Origin of the sequence: Pseudonocardia sp. 73-21 (assembly GCF_001899645.1) — a bacterium.
Classification (GTDB): Bacteria; Actinomycetota; Actinomycetes; order Mycobacteriales; family Pseudonocardiaceae; genus Pseudonocardia.
Genome location: NZ_MKVV01000063.1, coordinates 1 through 12,474, shown reverse-complemented (window position 1 = coordinate 12,474; position 12,474 = coordinate 1). Strand labels below are relative to the sequence as shown.

13 protein-coding genes and 1 pseudogene are annotated in these 12,474 nt (G+C 72.9%); 7 read left to right on the top strand and 7 right to left on the bottom strand.

Going from position 1 to position 12,474, the window contains the following annotated elements:
- Nucleotides 1–113 precede the first annotated feature (113 nt).
- Nucleotides 114–506 (top strand): hypothetical protein, encoded by a 393-nt coding sequence (locus BGP03_RS20870; protein WP_296377895.1) that lies wholly within the window; start codon nt 114–116, stop codon nt 504–506.
- Here the strand turns inward: BGP03_RS20870 and BGP03_RS20865 are convergent, their stop codons facing one another.
- A complete protein-coding gene (locus BGP03_RS20865) occupies nt 507–1,313 on the bottom strand; it encodes a serine/threonine protein phosphatase (protein ID WP_296377894.1) in 807 nt (268 codons plus the stop codon).
- A gap of 104 nt (nt 1,314–1,417) precedes the next feature.
- Between BGP03_RS20865 and BGP03_RS20860 the strand changes: the two genes are divergently transcribed.
- Both BGP03_RS20860 and BGP03_RS20855 read left to right on the top strand, forming a co-directional pair.
- Nucleotides 1,418–2,011, top strand: a complete 594-nt coding sequence (locus BGP03_RS20860; protein WP_296377893.1) for an HAD family phosphatase — start codon at nt 1,418–1,420, stop codon at nt 2,009–2,011.
- Complete coding sequence (locus BGP03_RS20855) at nt 2,008–3,021, top strand: LacI family DNA-binding transcriptional regulator (RefSeq protein ID WP_298797898.1); 1,014 nt, start codon at nt 2,008–2,010, stop codon at nt 3,019–3,021. The genes BGP03_RS20860 and BGP03_RS20855 overlap by 4 nt, the downstream gene beginning before the upstream one ends.
- 60 nt (nt 3,022–3,081) lie before the next feature.
- Here the strand turns inward: BGP03_RS20855 and BGP03_RS20850 are convergent, their stop codons facing one another.
- Nucleotides 3,082–3,252 carry a hypothetical protein gene (locus tag BGP03_RS20850; RefSeq protein WP_296377891.1) on the bottom strand — a complete coding sequence of 57 codons (171 nt, stop codon included), beginning with the start codon at nt 3,250–3,252 and terminating at the stop codon, nt 3,082–3,084.
- Between the two features lie 214 nt (nt 3,253–3,466).
- Between BGP03_RS20850 and pgm the strand changes: the two genes are divergently transcribed.
- On the top strand, nt 3,467–5,095 hold the full coding sequence (gene pgm / locus BGP03_RS20845; RefSeq protein ID WP_298797895.1) for a phosphoglucomutase (alpha-D-glucose-1,6-bisphosphate-dependent): 1,629 nt from the start codon (nt 3,467–3,469) through the stop codon (nt 5,093–5,095).
- A 73-nt stretch (nt 5,096–5,168) separates the two neighbouring features.
- On the opposite strand, the gene BGP03_RS20840 is transcribed toward pgm, so the two are convergent.
- Nucleotides 5,169–6,017, bottom strand: a complete 849-nt coding sequence (locus tag BGP03_RS20840) for a bacteriorhodopsin-like (RefSeq protein WP_296377889.1) — start codon at nt 6,015–6,017, stop codon at nt 5,169–5,171.
- Nucleotides 6,018–6,227: 210 nt separating this feature from the next.
- On the opposite strand from BGP03_RS20840, the gene BGP03_RS20835 reads away from it, so the two are divergent.
- Nucleotides 6,228–7,193: a beta-carotene 15,15'-dioxygenase, Brp/Blh family gene (locus BGP03_RS20835; protein ID WP_298797892.1), complete on the top strand. Its 966-nt coding sequence runs from the start codon at nt 6,228–6,230 to the stop codon at nt 7,191–7,193.
- Between the two features lie 9 nt (nt 7,194–7,202).
- Nucleotides 7,203–8,972, top strand: a complete 1,770-nt coding sequence (locus BGP03_RS20830) for an acyl-CoA dehydrogenase (RefSeq protein ID WP_298797890.1) — start codon at nt 7,203–7,205, stop codon at nt 8,970–8,972.
- Nucleotide 8,973: 1 nt separating this feature from the next.
- Here BGP03_RS20830 and BGP03_RS20825 read toward each other — a convergent pair whose 3' ends face one another.
- Nucleotides 8,974–9,279: a septum formation family protein gene (locus tag BGP03_RS20825; protein ID WP_363094188.1), complete on the bottom strand. Its 306-nt coding sequence runs from the start codon at nt 9,277–9,279 to the stop codon at nt 8,974–8,976.
- A gap of 178 nt (nt 9,280–9,457) precedes the next feature.
- On the bottom strand, nt 9,458–9,736 hold the full coding sequence (locus BGP03_RS20820) for a hypothetical protein (RefSeq protein ID WP_298797888.1): 279 nt from the start codon (nt 9,734–9,736) through the stop codon (nt 9,458–9,460).
- A 200-nt stretch (nt 9,737–9,936) separates the two neighbouring features.
- On the opposite strand from BGP03_RS20820, the gene BGP03_RS20815 reads away from it, so the two are divergent.
- Nucleotides 9,937–10,794 carry an NAD(P)-dependent oxidoreductase gene (locus tag BGP03_RS20815; RefSeq protein WP_296377885.1) on the top strand — a complete coding sequence of 286 codons (858 nt, stop codon included), beginning with the start codon at nt 9,937–9,939 and terminating at the stop codon, nt 10,792–10,794.
- 1 nt (nt 10,795) lies between these two features.
- Here BGP03_RS20815 and BGP03_RS20810 read toward each other — a convergent pair whose 3' ends face one another.
- Together BGP03_RS20810 and BGP03_RS20805 are read right to left on the bottom strand one after the other, a co-directional pair.
- Nucleotides 10,796–11,950 (bottom strand): TIGR03617 family F420-dependent LLM class oxidoreductase, encoded by a 1,155-nt coding sequence (locus BGP03_RS20810; protein WP_299737118.1) that lies wholly within the window; start codon nt 11,948–11,950, stop codon nt 10,796–10,798.
- Between the two features lie 262 nt (nt 11,951–12,212).
- Nucleotides 12,213–12,474: pseudogene (locus BGP03_RS20805) on the bottom strand (cytochrome b); the annotation flags it as partial.

Sequence of the window (12,474 nt, the reverse complement as noted above, 5' to 3'; positions counted from 1 at the left end):
CACCGTGATGCCCACTATAAAACGACACGATGGTGGTATCCCCTTTCCGGCTGGATAACGGCAGGGTGGGTGGCACGCGATCTGAAGGTAGATCCGCGACGAAGGAGGCCGACATGCACGAGGCAGCACAGGGTCCCGAAGCACCCACCAGCCCCGTCATCCCGCAGCAGCGGGGGGTGCGTGACGCCGCCCGCGGCGAGGTCCTCATCCGGCACGCGCGCCTGGCCAACAGCGGTCGCCCCGTGTTCTGCACGCCCAGCCGCGCGGAGCTCGCCGGCACCGTTCCCCTGCGGCAGAGCCGCGGCACGAACGGCAAGGTCATCTACGGCACCCGCGAGGACGCCGAGGCTGCAGCCCGTGAGCTGGAGGCGCTCGGCGCCAACCGGCTGCGCGCCTACCGCTGCAGCCGCTCCCGCAGCGGGCACTTCCACCTGACCACCGACAACACGCCGTCGTCGGCCCTTCCGCTGCACCTGCGCATCCCTCAGCAGCGCCTCTCGGCCTGACTACGCAACGTCACCCTCGCGGGCCGCGGGGTGTGACGGCACGACGGCCGGCATCCGCGGGTTGGTGTTCCCGACCGGCCGCGTCGCACCCGGCAGGATCGGGATGTCGACCACGGTGGCGCTGGCGTTGTCGCCCGCCCCGCCCAGCAGGGCGGCGTCGGTGAGGAAGCGTGCGGCGGACGCGACATCGGGCGCCCGCTCCAGCACCGCCCCGATCTCACCGTCGGACAGTTCGTGGTGCACCCCGTCGGTGAGGAGCGCGAGCCGGCCGACGGCGGGCGGCACCTCCCGGTGACCGAGCGTGTCCGCCGTTGCCGTCCCGACGGTCTCCAGCACGACGTTCTCCCAGCTGCGCGGCGGTGTCCCGCCGGTGTCGCGGACGGCCTGGGCCGCCGTCTGGTCGGTGGTGAGCAGACGAACGGTCGCTGCGCCGCCGGGCGCCTCCGCGGAGCGGAGTGCGTCGGCACTGTCCCAGAGGTACACCCGACAGTCGCCCACCCACGCGATCTCGCACCAGCCGGGCCGCACGGCGGCGACGACCATGACGGCGTCGCCCTTCCCCTCGGCCCGCACCGCCTCACCCGCCGCGAGCAGAGCCGCGACCGCGCCGTCGTGGGCGGCCGTCGCGGCGCCCGCGTCGGCGGCGACGCGCGCGGCCAGGGCCGCTGCGGCGGAGTCGGCGATCCCGTCGGCCACGGCGACGCCCAGCCCGTCCGGCCCCGGGATCACGGCCACCGCGTCGGCGGCGTGCCGTCGGCGGCCGCGGTCGCTGGCCGAGCCGGTGGCGGGACGGGTGTCGGGTCGCATCGTGGACCTCCTGTTTCGCGCGTTCCTCCAGCGTGCGACGGCTGTCTGGGAAGAACCTGTGGATTCGCCGTGAGCCTGGTCGCACCGCGAGGTACGGTCGCGAGGTGGAACGTTCCCTGACGGTCGTGTTCGACCTCGGCGAGGTCCTCGTGCCCTCCACGGGTGTGCTGCCGCGGCTCGCGTCGGAGCTCCGGGTCTCCGAGGACGAGCTGGCCGCCGCCTACTGGCCTCCGCGCAAGGCGTACGACCGCGGAGACCCGGCCGCGGCGTACTGGACGGCCGTCCTCGAAGGGCTGGGGCGGACCCCGGAGCGCGATCTGCTCGCCCGGCTCGAGCACCTCGACTCCACCAAGTGGTCGACGCTCCCGCCGTCGAGCGGGGCCCTGCTCGACCGGCTGACCCGGGACGGCGTGCGGCTGTGCGTCCTGTCGAACGCGCCCGCGCCGCTCGCGGCGGCGGTGCGGGCGGCGTCGTGGAGTGCGCAGGTCGTGCACCTGGTGTTCTCCGCCGACGCGGCCCTGCTCAAACCCGAGCCGGAGATCTACGCGCACGCCGACGCCGTCTACGGCACGTCGCCGGGTGACGTCGTGTTCTTCGACGACCGCACGGAGAACGTCGAGGCGGCCCGCGCCCACGGTTGGGACGCGCACGTGTGGGTCGATCCCGAGACGGCCCTGGGCGTCGTGGCCCGCGGGTGAGCGACCGCGCGCGCAACCCCACCATCATCGACGTCGCCCGCGCGGCCGGGGTGTCGAAGTCGGTGGTGTCGCGGGTGTTCACCGGGCAGGGCAGCGTCGGCACGCGGACCCGTGAGCGCGTGCTCGCCGCGGCGGCGGAGCTCGGCTACGTCGTCAACGCGACGGCGCGGGCGATGGTGGCGCGCCGGACCTACACGGTCGGCGTGTTCGTCCGCGACGCCGCCACCCCGTTCTACGGCCACGTGCTCACCGCCATGCAGGAGCGTGCGTCGCACCACGGCTACCGCGTCGTCACGGCCACCGGATCGGGTCGTTTCGAGCTCGCGGAGGAGCGGCACGCGCTGGAGACGCTGGTGCAGCTGCAGGTGGAGGGGCTCGTCGTGTGCAGCGGCCTGCTGCCCGCATCCGACGTCGCCACGTTCGCCGCCCGCATCCCCACGGTGGTGGCCGGGCGGCCGGAGACCCACGCCGACGTCACCAGCGTCTTCTGCGACGAGGACGCGGGCGGCGCCGGGCTGGCCGACCACGTCGCGGATCTCGGTCACCACCGCGTCGCGGTGATCGGGCTGCCGCCCGGTCGGTCCCTGACGATGGCGCCGCGCACGGCGGCGATGGCTCGGCGGCTGCGGGAGCGCGGCGTCGAGGTCGTCGAGGTGGCGGGCGGGCTCGTCGACGAGGTGCCGCGGCTGGTCCCGGAGATCCGCGCGCACCCCGGTGTGACGGCGGTGATGGCGCCGAGCGACCTCCACGCCGTGCGGCTGCTGGAGGCGCTCGCCGTGGCCGGCGTCGCGGCGCCGGGGGAGCTGTCGGTCACCGGCTACGACGGCGTCGGCCCGCTGCGGACCCCGCTGATCGGCCTGACCACCTGGCGCCAACCCGTGGCCGAGATCGGAGCCCACGCCGTGGACGCCGTGGTGGGGCTGCTCGACACGGACACGGTGCCGCCGCACCACCGGTCGCTGGCCGGGGAGCTGGTGGTGGGCCGGACGGCGGCCCCACCACGGCGGTGATCACGGGCGGATGGCCGCTCGCCCTCCCACCACCACCATGATCGCCAGAACCGGTTCCGGTCAGTCCAGCTGCTGCTCCTCCGCCGGACCGCCCTCGGCCACGCCGGGCCCGGTCGTGGCGGTGGGGTCACCGTTCTGCGCCCGGGAGGCGGGCTCCTTCGGCTCGGGCGCGTCGCCGGCCGTGTCGTCGATCCGGCTCAGCAGGTCCTTGGCCTTGTCCACGAGACTCATGGGGCCACCATGGACCCGATCACCGGCACGCGCGCGTCGGGACCGCCCCCGGCGACCCCGACTTCCGCCGCGCCTCGCGCAGGGGTCCCGCGACCTGCAGGGTCGGTGGGTGGGCCGACCGTGCAGAACCGATGATCACCGCGCCGAGGGCATAACCTCTGCACGGCGACCACGAGATCTGCACGGTGCCCCTGAACCCAGCTTGGAGAGACCGATGGCGACCGATCCCCGCGCCGGAACCCCCGCCCAGCCGAGCGACCTCGTCGACGTCGGGAAGCTGCTGGACGCCTACCACGACCTCCACCCCGACCCGGCGATCACGGCCCAGCGGGTGGCGTTCGGGACGTCCGGACACCGGGGCTCGTCGCTGCTCACCACGTTCAACGACGACCACATCGCCGCGACCAGCCAGGCCATCGTCGAGTACCGGGCGGCCCAGGGCACCGACGGGCCGCTGTTCGTCGGACGGGACACGCACGCGCTGTCGGAGCCCGCGTGGGTCACCGCGTGCGAGGTGTTCGCCGCCAACGACGTGCACGTGCTCGTCGACGCGGCCGACGGTTACACCCCGACCCCGGCGGTGTCGCACGCGATCATCCAGCACAACCGCGGCAGGGTCTCGGGCCTCGGTGACGGTGTGGTGATCACCCCGTCGCACAACCCGCCCGCCGACGGCGGCTTCAAGTACAACCCCCCGCACGGCGGGCCCGCCGACTCCGACGCCACCACCTGGATCGCGAACCGCGCCAACGAGCTGTTGGGCGGCAACGACATCCGCCGCCGGACGCTCGACCGCGCCGCCCTGGGCAACTACGACTTCCTCGGCGAGTACGTCTCCGACCTGCCGTCGGTCGTCGACCTCGACGCCATCCGCAACGCCGGCGTCCGTATCGGCGCCGACCCCCTCGGCGGGGCCAGCGTCGCCTACTGGGGCGCCATCGCCGAGCAGCACAAGATCGATCTGACCGTGGTGAACCCGGACGTCGACCCGCAGTTCGGGTTCATGACGCTCGACTGGGACGGCAAGATCCGCATGGACTGCTCGTCGCCGTACGCGATGGCGTCGCTCGTCGCGGCGAAGGACCGGTTCCCGATCTCCACCGGCAACGACGCCGACGCCGACCGCCACGGCATCGTCACCTCCGACGCCGGGCTGATGAACCCCAACCACTTCCTCGCCGTGGCCATCGGCTACCTCTACGCGAACCGACCCGGCTGGTCGGCCACCGCGGGCGTCGGGAAGACCGCCGTCAGCTCGTCGATGATCGACCGGGTGGCCGCCGACCTCGGCCGGACGCTCGTCGAGACCCCCGTCGGGTTCAAGTGGTTCGTGCCCGGCCTGATCGACGGATCGCTCGGCTTCGGCGGTGAGGAGAGCGCCGGGGCGTCGTTCCTGCGCCGCGACGGCGGTGTGTGGAGCACCGACAAGGACGGCATCATCCTGGCGCTGCTGGCGTCGGAGATGCTGGCGGTCACCGGTGAGAGCCCGTCGCAGCGCTACGCCACGCTGACGGAGAGGTTCGGCTCGCCCGCCTACGCCCGGATCGACGTGGCCACCACGCCGGAGGCCAAGGCGAAGCTGGGGAAGCTGTCGGCGAGCGACGTGACGGCCGACGAGCTGGCCGGGGAGAAGATCACCGCGATGCTCACCGAGGCGCCGGGCAACGGGGCACCGCTGGGCGGGCTCAAGGTCACCACCGACGGCGGCTGGTTCGCCGCGCGCCCGTCGGGCACCGAGGACGTCTACAAGGTCTACGCCGAGAGCTTCCACGGCCCCGAGCACCTCGCCCGGATCCAGGAGGAGGCCCAGCAGGTGGTGGCGGCCGCGCTCGGCACGAGTTGACCGGTCGAGCAGACTGGGAGGGCCGATCCGGCACGGTGCAAGCGTGCCGGATCGGCCCGTCCGGCAGACGGGGTCAGGCCATCGCGCTGCCGGCCGCCGGAGGCGTGGCGACCTGCACCGGGGCGTCGTCGTGGGAGGACTCCACCGCGGCGAAGCCCGGGTCGTCCGCGAAGGACTTGGCGCGGGCGATTGTGAAGATCAGCAGGCCGTAGAGCGCCTTCGCCAGGATGTCGGCGAAGGAGTAGCCGGCCTGCTTGAGCACCCACGCATCGGCCCCGTCGAACCCGATGAGCGGGAACAGGTACGCGATCGGGTAGACGCCCCACGTCGCGAACAGCAGGATGCGCATCCGGCTGATCGTGCCGCGCACCGCCTGCGGCTGACGGTCGAGCGACTTCGTGAGCTCGACGAACAGCACGTAGAGGATGTAGAGGAACGGGATGGTCGACAGCCCGCCGAAGACGAACCGCTCGACGTTGTCGCCACTGACCTCACCCGGGTACCCGAGCGCGATCATGAGCGCCGCCGCCGGGATGAGCCGCACCAGCAGCGAGCGCTGCAGCTTGCGGGCCAGTGCCAGCACGACGATGAGCTCGAGCAGCAGCAGCGGCACCGTGAGCAGCCAGTCGACGTAGCGGTAGCCCTCGTTGAACGACAGGCCCGCGGCCTGCGTGTAGGTGCCCCGTCCGCCCGGTGCGTCGGTGACGAACGCGGCCTTGAACGAGTCGAAGATCCGGAAGTAGTGGTACGCGGCGATCCCGCACACGATCGCGGAGACGACGATGGCCTGCCGGTAGCGGGCCAGTACGCGGGGTTGTGCGATGAGCAGATAGAGGGCGGTGAACAACTGCGCCGCGATCACCAGCGAGAGCAGGTTGTAGACCGTGTCGAACTGACCTTGCGTCAGTTGGTCGGGAATCATGTCGGCCTCCATAGCCGTCGATCCAACTCGGTGAACCCGGCCGGCGGCACGACAACATGGCCGTGACCTGCGGACACGGCAACATCGAGTACCCGGCGTCGGGTGCATCGCCAGCATGGATCCTCGACCGGCGCCGCGCGAGTCGAACAACCTTTGGCTCGTTTTGCCGATCGACGCGCGGCGCGGTCGGAGGGCGCCGATACTGCCGACATGACCTTCTCCGCACCGGTGCGACCGCCTGCCGGCCGGGCGCGGATCGCGCGGGCGACGGCGCGCTGGTCGCGCCGGCTGGTGGTCGGGCTCGTGGCGGTGGGGGTGCTCGGTCCCGCGGGGGCGTCGTGGCCCTCGTCCGTGGTGCTGGCCGTCGCCGCGACCGGGTTCCTCGCGGGGATCCCGCACGGGGCTGTGGACCACGTCCTGCTGAGCCGGCTCACCGGCCGGGGGCTCGGCGGGGTCACCGCGGTGTACGCCGCCTGCGCCGTGGCGACGTGGGCGCTGCTGCGTTGGGGCGGACCGGTGCCACTGGTGGCCGTGGTGCTGCTCAGCGTCGTCCACTTCGGGCTGGGGGAGCTGGAGGCCCAGCCGGGAGCCCGCGGTCCGGTCGCGGCCGTCGCCACGGCCGTCGCGGCCACCGGGGCGCTGCTGCTGCCGCTCGCCCGCTCCGGGGCCGAGATACGGGCGGTCGCCGCGGCGTTGTCACCGGGCCTCGGCGCCGTCGTCGGTTCCGACGGGTTCCGGCTCGCGACGACCGTCACCTGGCTGGTGGCGGCCGGTGTGGCGGGAGTGGCGGCGGTGCGCGCCGGCCGCCCGGTGGTGCTGCTGGATCTCGTGCTCGTCGGCGCGCTGGGTGCCCTGCTCCCGCCGCTCGTCGCGTTCGCGGTCTGGTTCGGGGGCTGGCACGCCCTGCGTCACGCCGGGCGGCTGCTCGTCGCCGAACCCGGCTGCGCCACGCTGGTGGACGCCGGCCGCACCCGCGACGCCGTGCTGCGCCTCGCGCGGATGGCGGCACTCCCCACGGTCGCGGCTCTGGCCACCCTCGTCGTGATCGCGACACTGACCGTCACCGCCACGGACGGGGCCGGCTCGGTCGCCGAGGCGCTGCGTGTCCTGCTCGCGCTGACGGTGCCGCACATGCTGGTCGTGCTGTGGATCGACGTCCGGAGTCACGGGGCCTAACCTCGGACGGTGCGCTCACTGCTGCTGTCCCGTCGTGACCTCGACTTCCTCCTCCACGAGTGGCTCGACGTCGAGTCGCTGACGAAGCGGGAACGGTTCGCCGAGCACTCCCGCGAGACGTTCGACGCGGTGCTGGACCTCTCCGAGCAGGTGGCCACGGAGCGGTTCGCGCCCCACAACCGCGCCGCCGACCTCGACGAGCCCCGCTTCGACGGCGAGCGGGTGCACCTCATCCCGGAGGTCGCCGAGGCGCTGGCGGTGTTCGCGGGCACCGGCATCACCGGCGCCGCGATGGACGAGGCCGTCGGTGGCATGCAGCTCCCGCAGACCGTGGCGCAGGCGTGCTTCCTGTGGTTCCAGGCAGCCAACATCGCCACGTCCGCCTACCCGTTCCTCACCATCGCCAACGCCAACCTGTTGCTGGCCCACGGCTCGCCCGAGCAGGTGGAGACGTGGGTCGGGCCCATGGTGGAGGGCCGGTTCTTCGGCACGATGTGCCTCTCGGAGCCGCAGGCCGGATCGTCGCTGGCCGACATCACCACCCGCGCCGAGCCCCGCGAGGACGGCACCTACCGGCTCTCGGGCAACAAGATGTGGATCTCCGGCGGCGACCACGACCTCAGCGAGAACATCGTCCACCTGGTGCTGGCCAAGATCCCCGGTGGCCCGGCGGGGGTGAAGGGCATCTCGCTGTTCGTCGTACCGAAGATCCTTCCCGACGGGCAGCGCAACGACGTCGTCCTCGCCGGTGTGAACCACAAGATGGGCTACCGCGGCACCGTCAACACGCTGCTCAACTTCGGCGAGGGCAGGTTCACGCCCGGTGGCGAGGCGGGGGCGGTCGGGACCATCGTCGGCGAGCCGGGCCAGGGCCTCGCGCTGATGTTCCACATGATGAACGAGGCGCGCGTCGGCGTCGGCGGGGGAGCGGCCGCGCTGGGTTACACCGGTTACCTGCACGCGCTGGACTACGCGCGCACCCGCACCCAGGGCCGTCCCGCCACGGGCAAGGGCGGGCCGCCCGTCGCCATCGTCGAGCACGCGGACGTCGTGCGGATGCTGCTGGCCCAGAAGTCGTACGCGGAGGGGGCGGTGGCGCTGATCCTCTACTGCGCCAAGCTGCTGGACGAGGAGCGGACGGCCGCGACGGCGGAGGAGCAGGCCCGGGCCCACCTGCTGCTCGACACGCTCACCCCGATCGCCAAGAGCTGGCCGTCGCAGTGGTGCCTGGCCGCCAACGACCTCGCGATCCAGGTGCACGGCGGCTACGGCTACACCCGCGAGTACGCCGTCGAGCAGTTCTACCGCGACAACCGGCTCAACCCCATCCACGAGGGCACGCACGGCATCCAGGGGCTGGACCTGCTGGGGCGCAAGGTGGTCATCGCCGACGGAGCGGGCCTCACCTTGCTGCAGGGCACGTTGGGGGCCACCGTCGAGCGGGCCCGGGCCGCCGGCCTCACCGAGCACGCCGACGCGCTCGGCGCCGCCGTCACGCGCGTGGAGGAGGTCACCCGCACGCTGTGGGCGGCGGGAGACCCGGCCGTCACGCTGGCCAACTCGTCGGTGTACCTGGAGGCCGTCGGGCACGTCGTGCTGGCGTGGATCTGGCTGGAGCAGCTGCTCGCGGCGGGCGATCGCGAGGGGGACTTCTACGCGGGCAAGCGCGCGGCGGCGCAGTACTTCTTCCGCCACGAGCTGCCCCGCACCGGTCCGCAGTTCGCGCTGCTGGAGAGCCTGGACCGCACCACCCTCGACGTGGACCCGGCCACCCTCTAGGTCAGCTCGTCCTCAGCGAGCCCGTCGTCAGCCCGCCGTCCAGCGGGGTGGCGATGCAGGCGACCTCCCGGTCACCACGGGCCCAGTTGGACTCGAGCGGGTAGACGCCGAACAGGCGCTCGGTGCTCGGGTCCGCGGCGGAGTAGTCGCCGAAGCGGGTGCCGCAGCCGGTCTCCGACAGCGAGTCCACCTGGGTCTGGCCCGGACAGGCGCCCGAGGGCAGGTCGAACCCGGCGAACACCTCGCCCTCGTGCGGCTGTGCGCACGGCACGGCGGGCAGCGAGCGGAGGTCGGTGGAGTCGCGCAGGTTGCCCGGTGGTGGTGTCGCGTTGCGCCGAGGTGGCGACGGCCACGGCGATCAGCGCCCCGATGGCGAGCACCCAGAGCCCGGACAGGACCAGGCCCGCGATCGCCATGCCGCGCCCGCCCTGCCCGGACCTCTTCGTGCCCACCGCGAAGAGTCGATTCCGTGACCTGCCGGGGACCTACCGGGGATCCACCGCGACGACCTCGTCGAGCGCACCCATGCGGGCGGCGAACGAGTCGGACTCGGCGCTGGTCAGCGAGACGGTGCAGCTGACGGAGCTGTAGGGGACGCCGTCACGGACCTCGACGGTGAAGTCGCGGACCGGGTAGCCGGACGCCCGCAGCGCGGCACCGACGCGCAGGACGCCCTCCATGCCGCCGGTGGTGACGATCTCGTGCCGGCGCTGCGAACGGAAGGCGTAGGTGGTGGGGCGGGGGGAGTGGTCCAGAACGGTCATGATCGGCTCCAGGGGGTTCCACGGCGGTGGGCACCCGAGCCAGGCCTCGGAGGACTCAGAGGATGTTCTGCGCGCCGGCGGCCTGGCTCGAGCCGACGCGCGGCGGTACGGCCGCGTCGAGGGCGAGAAGGGCGATGCGCATGCCGATCACCATAGCGCCCCACCGCGCCGCTGGCCATACCGGCGGGTAGGAAGGAGGCATGACGACAGTTGCGGTGACCGGCAGCAGCGGCAAGCTCGGCCGCCACGTGGTGCGTGACCTGCAGGAACACGGGTACAGGGTGGTGGCGCTCGATCGGGTGACCGACCCCGGATCCTCCGCGGCGGCGCAGGTGCGCCTCGATCTCACCGACTACGGCCAGGTGGTGGAGGCGCTCTCCGGCGTCGACGACCGGCACGACGGCGTCGACGCGGTCGTGCACCTCGCCGCGATCCCCGCCCCCGGCCTCACGACCAACTCCGCGACGTTCGCCAACAACGCGCCGTGCACCTACAACGTGTTCGCCGCGGCCCGGGCCGTCGGCGTCCGCAACGTGGTGTGGGCGTCCAGCGAGACCGTGCTCGGCCTGCCCTTCGACGCGCCCCCGCCCTACATCCCCGTCGACGAGGAGTACCCGCCGCGGCCGGAGAGCACGTACTCCCTGGTCAAGACGCTGGAGGAGGAGATGGCGCGGCAGTTCTGCCGGTGGGTGCCGGAGATGAAGATGATCGGCCTGCGCTTCTCCAACGTCATGGACGTGGCCGACTACGCCGGGTTCCCCGCCTTCGACGCCGACCCGCAGCTGCGCCGCTGGAACCTCTGGGCCTACATCGACGGCCGCGACGGCGCCCAGGCCGTGCGGAAGGCCCTGGAGCACGAGATGACGGGCACCGAGGTGTTCGTGATCGCCAACGCGGACACGGTGATGTCGCAGCCGAGCGCGAGGCTCGCCGCCGAGGTCTACCCGGGCGTGCCCGTCACCAGGGAACTCGGCGAGCACGAGACGATGCTGTCGATCGACAAGGCCCGCCGCGTGCTGGGCTACGAGCCGCAACACAGCTGGCGCAACGAGGTCTGAGTCAGGGCGCCTTGCGGAGGGCCTCGACCGCCGGGGCGAAGACCGCGTCGTCGTGGGCGTAGGGGGCGTAGAAGGTGAAGCGGTCCACGATGTCGCCGTAGCGCTCCAGCAGCGCCGGGCCCAGGGCGTCGGGCTCGGCGATCACGGCGAACGTACGCAGCACCTCGTCGTCGATGAGGTCGCCCATCTTCTCCCAGCGGTCGGGGTCGGTGCCGCGGGAGAGCGTGTTGAGCTCGACGCCCAGCTCGCCCCAGCCGTGCATGTCCAGCACCGTGCGGTAGCTGGGGGTGCTGCCGTAGAAGGCGATCTGCTGGCGCATGCCGGCCTCGGCCACCGCCATCTCCTCCTCGTTCCGTCCGGTGACGACGAAGCCGGAGAAGCTGATCGAGAAGTCGGCCAGGGTGCGGCCCGACGCGGCGAGCCCCTCGGCCAGCAGCGGCAGGGTGCGTTCGCGCAGGTAGCGCTCCGTGGTGAAGGCGTGCGGCTGGAGGCCGTCGCACACCTCGCCCGCCACCCGCGTCATGTGCTCGCCCACCGCGGCCAGGTAGACCTTCGGCGGCCCCCACGGGCTCGGGGCGGGGGAGAAGAACGGCGTCATCAGGGTGTGGCTGTAGAAGTCACCGCGGAAGTTCAGCCGCTCGTCGTCGTCCCAGGCCGACCAGATCGCGCGCAGCGCCTGCACGTACTCGCGCATCCGGGGCGCCGGGTGGCTCCACGGCATGCCGAAGCGCCGTTCGATGTGCGGCTTGACCTGGCTGCCCAGCCCCAGCAGGAGCCGGCCCTGCGAGTGCACCTGCACGTCATGGGAGACGTGGGCCATCGACATCGGGTTGCGGGCGAACGCCACGGCGATCCCGGTACCCACCGCGATGTGGTCGGTGTGCTCGGCCACCGGCATCAGCGGCAGGAACGGGTCGTGGGCGGCCTCGAAGCTCCACAGCCCGTCGTAGCCCGCCGCCTCGCGCCCGCGGGCCTCCGCGGCCAGGTCCGTGATCGAGCTGCCCGCCAGCATCGCGTCGACCCGCATGGGTACCTCCATCTCGTCGTTGCCCCGATCATGGTCGACCGGCGGCGCCGGTGTCGACCGCCGGTCGCGGGCCCGGGTGCCGACGACGAGGTGGGCGGTCGCCGTCACGGCCGTCGCGCTGGGGGACACGCGGTGGTCCCGGCGCTCTGGCCGGCCGTGCCCACCCTGCTCCTGGTCGTGGCGCTGGTGGTGGCCGGACCTGCTGGGGGAGGGCGGTGGCGCGGCGACGAGCCGCTCGCCGTGGTGCTGTGCGGCCTTTGCACGGCCGCGGTGGCGCCGTGCTCGTGGTCGCACCACCGGATGTGGGTCGTTCCGCGAGCGCGGGTCCTCATCGGCCCCGGATACGACGAAGGCCCCGCCGGGTGGCGGGGCCTTCGTGGTGACGTGCGGATCAGTCGGTGATGTCCTTCGGGCGACCGGCGTCGGGCCGGCCGGCCAGCGCCGCGCGCTCGTCCTCGCGGGCGACGAGCTCATCGGCGCCGGAGTGGCCGTCGTGCAGCGCCCTCTCGGCGGCGGCCTCCTCCGCCCGTGCCTTCTCCAGCGCCCTGGTCTCCCCGACCGGGTCCGGCGTGAGCAACGAGCCGGTGACCGGCGCCCCGCCCATGCCGAGCTGGTTCATCTTCCTGGGCACCGGGGCGCCCTGGTAGGCCAGC

Bases quoted from the DNA above. Each gene is read 5' to 3' on its own strand.
- BGP03_RS20870 (WP_296377895.1), top strand. From the start codon at position 114: ATGCACGAGGCAGCACAGGGTCCCGAAGCACCCACCAGCCCCGTCATC.
- BGP03_RS20865 (WP_296377894.1), bottom strand. From the start codon at position 1,313: ATGCGACCCGACACCCGTCCCGCCACCGGCTCGGCCAGCGACCGCGGC.
- BGP03_RS20850 (WP_296377891.1), bottom strand. From the start codon at position 3,252: ATGAGTCTCGTGGACAAGGCCAAGGACCTGCTGAGCCGGATCGACGAC.
- pgm (WP_298797895.1), top strand. From the start codon at position 3,467: ATGGCGACCGATCCCCGCGCCGGAACCCCCGCCCAGCCGAGCGACCTC.
- BGP03_RS20840 (WP_296377889.1), bottom strand. From the start codon at position 6,017: ATGATTCCCGACCAACTGACGCAAGGTCAGTTCGACACGGTCTACAAC.
- BGP03_RS20835 (WP_298797892.1), top strand. From the start codon at position 6,228: ATGACCTTCTCCGCACCGGTGCGACCGCCTGCCGGCCGGGCGCGGATC.
- BGP03_RS20820 (WP_298797888.1), bottom strand. From the start codon at position 9,736: ATGACCGTTCTGGACCACTCCCCCCGCCCCACCACCTACGCCTTCCGT.
- BGP03_RS20815 (WP_296377885.1), top strand. From the start codon at position 9,937: ATGACGACAGTTGCGGTGACCGGCAGCAGCGGCAAGCTCGGCCGCCAC.